Here is a 3,839-nt window from a genome sequence, read left to right as displayed (position 1 = left end):
CGCCGTCCCGGCTGCAGCGGCTGCGCCGGTTGCCGCCGCCGCGCCCGCCGTTCCGGCCGCGGTCGCCCAGGTCGCTGCCGCCGGCAACGGCGAGGCTCTCTACAAGTCGGCTTGCATGGTCTGCCATGCGGCCGGTATCGCCAATGCCCCCAAGCTCGGCGACAAGGCTGCCTGGGCCCCGCGGATCGCGCAAGGCATGCCGGCACTGGTCCAGTCCGCGATCAAGGGCAAGGGCGCGATGCCGCCCAAGGGTGGCGCGGCCGCCTCCGACGCCGACATCCAGGCCTCGGTGCAGTACATGGTGAACGCGTCCAGGTAAGGCGCCAGCGCTTCGAACAAAAGCCGGCTCGCGCCGGCTTTTTTCATGGCGGCGTGGCGGCCTGCGGGCCAGCCGCAGCAGCCGGGCTGGTCACGTAGCCGAAGCGGCCCGGCAGTTCCCGCGCCAGCACCGGTTCCGGCTGCCACAGGCCTTGCTCGATGGCGTCGGCCGCCTGCTCGATGTCGAGCGTGTGCACCAGCCCCAGGCCCAGATCGGTTTGCAGGTAAAGCCGGCCCGTTTCGTCGACCAGGCAGGCTTGCACCTGGGCCGGGCGGCCGGTGTGGGTGGCCACGGTGTTGCCCGTGCCCAGCCGCCAGATCCACGGGGTGGCCTGCAGCTCGACGTAGACGCGCTGCGGGCCGTTCTGGAAGTACCATTGACCGCCGGCGTCGCTCTCGTAGTTGCGCTGGATGAAGTCGACCAGCTTTTCGTGGCGTAGCAGCGAGCCCTTGCTGGCTGGGAACGGGCCGGCGGCCTGCACCCGATCGTCACGCATGTACCAGTTGCCGCGCTCGTCCAGCGCCAGCCAGCCGTAGCAATGCGGCACGTTGGGCCACTTGGCCATGGCCTGGCGAACGATGTCATCCATGCGTTCATTATCCGGCGGACGGCGCCGCGCGGGTCAGCGCAGGAAGGCGTCGTGACCGGTTTTCAGGATCAGCGCGCTGACCACGAAGATGAACACCACCCGCACGAAAGCGGTGCCGTGCTTGAGCGCCATGTGCGTGCCCAGCAGGCTGCCAGCCACGTTGGCCACCGCCAACGCCAGCGCGTAGTGCCACCAGACATGGCCTTTCCAGGCGAACAGGATCAACGCCGCCAGGTTGGTGGCCGTGTTGAGCAGCTTGGCCGCCGCCGAAGCGTTGAGGAAGTCGTAGCCCAGCGCGCGCACGAACAGGAAGACCAGGAAGCTGCCGGTGCCCGGCCCGAAGAAGCCGTCGTAGAAGCCGAGCACGGCGCCGATGCCGCAGGCCACCAGCGTCTGGGTGCGGCCGGCCAGCCGCGGCGCATGGTCGCGCCCGAGTTCCTTGCGCGCCAGCGTGTACAGCAGCACCGCCAGCAGCACCAAGGGCAGCAGCCGGCGCAGGAAGTCGGGCGAGATCACCGTCACCGTCCAGGCGCCCAGGAAGGCGCCGCTGAAGCCCGCGGCGGCGGCCGGCAGCAGCGTGGCCCAGTTCATCTCCACGCGCCGGCTGTACTGCAGCGCCGCGATGCCGGTGCCCCAGACCGAGGCGCTCTTGTTGATGCCGAACAAGGTGGCCGGATGCGTGCTGGGAAAGACCGAAAACAGCGCCGGCACCAGAATCAGGCCGCCGCCGCCCACGATCGCATCGACGAATCCGGCCAGCACCGAGGCCAGCGACACGAGCAGCAACTCCATGGCCGCGATTGTGCATGGCGGCGTGGATGGCGCACCCGGGCGCGGTGCGTGCGGCGAGGTGCTGCGCGCTGTTTGCAACTGAAAGTGCTGCTGGCCGGGCGTTGCCGTGCTGGCACGCGCTTTGCGCTGAAGCCTGCGTCAGCATGAACAGGAACACCGTGATGCGCAAGTTCGTCCCGCTGGCTGGCGCAACGGGCGCCCTCGGTTTCGCCTTTGGCTCGGTGGTTCCAGCAACGCCGGCGCCACGGGGCTGGTCTGCGCCGTAGCCGCGGGCCCGCGCCGAGACTGCGGCGCCAGGCTTCGAGCCGTTCAACGACACCTCGAGCGAGTCGTCCGCTCTCAGTGTTCGGCGTGCCCGCGGTCCGCGGCATCGTCGGACAAGAAAAAAGCGCCGGTTCACGGCGCTTTTGGAGTTGTGCGGCCCTGGGGGCCTGCACGGAATCTGGTTCGAATTCTGATCGGGGTCTTGTCTCCTCGGTCCCTCGTTGCCATTGCTCCTGTCGAGGCGCAATGCGAGTGACGGGACTGTAGCGTTGGCACCTTGCGGGTGCATCGGGACTTTCCCGTCCTGAGCGGCAGTGTTATCCAACGAAAGTGTTCAATGCGCGGCCGGCCAATCGGCGCTGGCCCTTCGTCACGGCCGAAAAGAACTTGTGTCTGCGGGCGTCGCACAGCTGTCAACCTTGTTCGCCCACGCGCTCCAGAGTGTTGCCAAGCCAGCAGACTCCGGCCGAGGCGCGCACGTCACGGCGGGAAGCCCCGGCACCGCGGCCAAGCTCCTTGCGGGAACAAACAGCAACAACCAGGAGGAGAGTCATCGTCCCAGGTGGTGTCGGCTGCAGCTGGCAGCCGCGATCGATCTGTGCGCCAGTGCCCGCCATCGCCTGCGCATCGGCAATGGCGCGGCCTGGATGCCTCCCGGCTCGACTTGAGCCTGCGGGCGAGGCGCTCGTTGCAGCGGCCTGGGCCAGCCTCAGCGCCGAGCGTCCTGCAGGATCCATTCCGCGGCTTTCTCGGCCAGCATCAGCGTCGGTGAGTTGGTGTTGCCGCTGGTGATGGTCGGCATGGCGCCCGCATCCACCACGCGCAGCCCGGCCACGCCGCGCACCCGCATGCGTGCGTCCAGGACCGCCATGGCATCCTCGTCGGCGCCCATCTTGGTGGTGCCCACCGGGTGGAAGATGGTGGTGGCGATGTCGCCGGCCAGCCGCGCCAGTTCTTGGTCGGACTGGAATTCGGTGCCGGGCTTCCATTCCTGCGGCTTGAACTTCGCCAGCGCCGGCTGCGCCGCGATGCGGCGCGTCACCCGCAGCGACTCGGCCGCCACCTTGCGGTCCTGCTCGGTGCTCAGGTAGTTGGGCGCGATCGCCGGCGCCTCGCCGAACCGGTTGCTGCGGATGCGCACCCAGCCGCGGCTGGTGGGATTGAGGTTGCAGACGCTGGCCGTGAAGGCATTGAACGTGTGCAGCGGCTCGCCGAAGGCGTCCAGGCTGAGCGGCTGGACGTGGTATTCGAGGTTGGGATAGGGCTGGTCGGGCGAGCTGCGGGTGAAGGCGCCCAGCTGCGACGGCGCCATGCTCATTGGGCCACTGCGCTTGAGGGCGTACTCCATGCCGATCTTCATCTTGCCCCACCAGCTGCCGGCCAGCGTGTTGAGCGTGGCGACACCGTCGACCTTGAAGACGGCGCGGATCTGCAGGTGGTCCTGCAGGTTCTCGCCCACGCCGGGCAGGTTCTGCAGCACCGCAATGCCATGTTGTTGCAAGAGTGCTGCCGGGCCAATGCCCGACAGCTGCAGCAGCTGCGGACTGCCGATGCTGCCGGCGGCCAGCAGCACCTCGCCGGTGGCTTCCACCCGCACCATGGCGTCGCCGGTCCAGACGTCGGCGCCGGTGCAGCGCTGCGTGCCATCGGGCTGGGTCTCAATCACCAGTTTGGCGACCTGCGCGGCGGTCCACAGCTCGAAGTTGGGACGGCCATAGCAGGTGGGACGCACAAAGGCCCTGGCGGTGTTCCAGCGCCAGCCGTTCTTCTGGTTGACCTGGAAGTAGCCGACACCTTCGTTGCTGCCGCGGTTGAAGTCTTCACTGTGCGGGATGCCTGCCTGTTGCGCCGCTTGCGCGAAGGCGTCCAGCACGT

At 68.5% G+C, this 3,839-nt stretch carries 4 protein-coding genes; 1 reads left to right on the top strand and 3 read right to left on the bottom strand.

What is annotated here, in order from left to right; translation table 11 throughout:
* The coding region (locus tag JWP65_RS18130; protein ID WP_299766265.1) for a c-type cytochrome at window positions 1-319 on the top strand (319 nt) is incomplete at its 5' end.
* A 43-nt stretch (window positions 320-362) separates the two neighbouring features.
* Here the strand turns inward: JWP65_RS18130 and JWP65_RS18125 are convergent.
* The 3 genes from JWP65_RS18125 to JWP65_RS18115 all read right to left on the bottom strand — a co-directional run.
* Entirely contained in the window at window positions 363-908 is a 546-nt protein-coding gene (locus tag JWP65_RS18125; protein WP_299766263.1) for a DUF2946 family protein, read from the bottom strand.
* A gap of 33 nt (window positions 909-941) precedes the next feature.
* Window positions 942-1,700, bottom strand: coding sequence for a TSUP family transporter (locus tag JWP65_RS18120; RefSeq protein WP_299766261.1), 759 nt, complete (start codon window positions 1,698-1,700; stop codon window positions 942-944).
* 973 nt (window positions 1,701-2,673) lie between these two features.
* A partial coding sequence (locus tag JWP65_RS18115) for a GMC oxidoreductase (protein ID WP_299766259.1) occupies window positions 2,674-3,839 on the bottom strand: 1,166 nt, incomplete at its 5' end.

Source organism: Ramlibacter sp., from assembly GCF_028292805.1.
Lineage (GTDB): Bacteria > Pseudomonadota > Gammaproteobacteria > Burkholderiales > Burkholderiaceae_C > Ramlibacter.
Note: the sequence above shows the minus strand (reverse complement) of the source record. Positions and strands in the feature narration are given on the sequence as shown.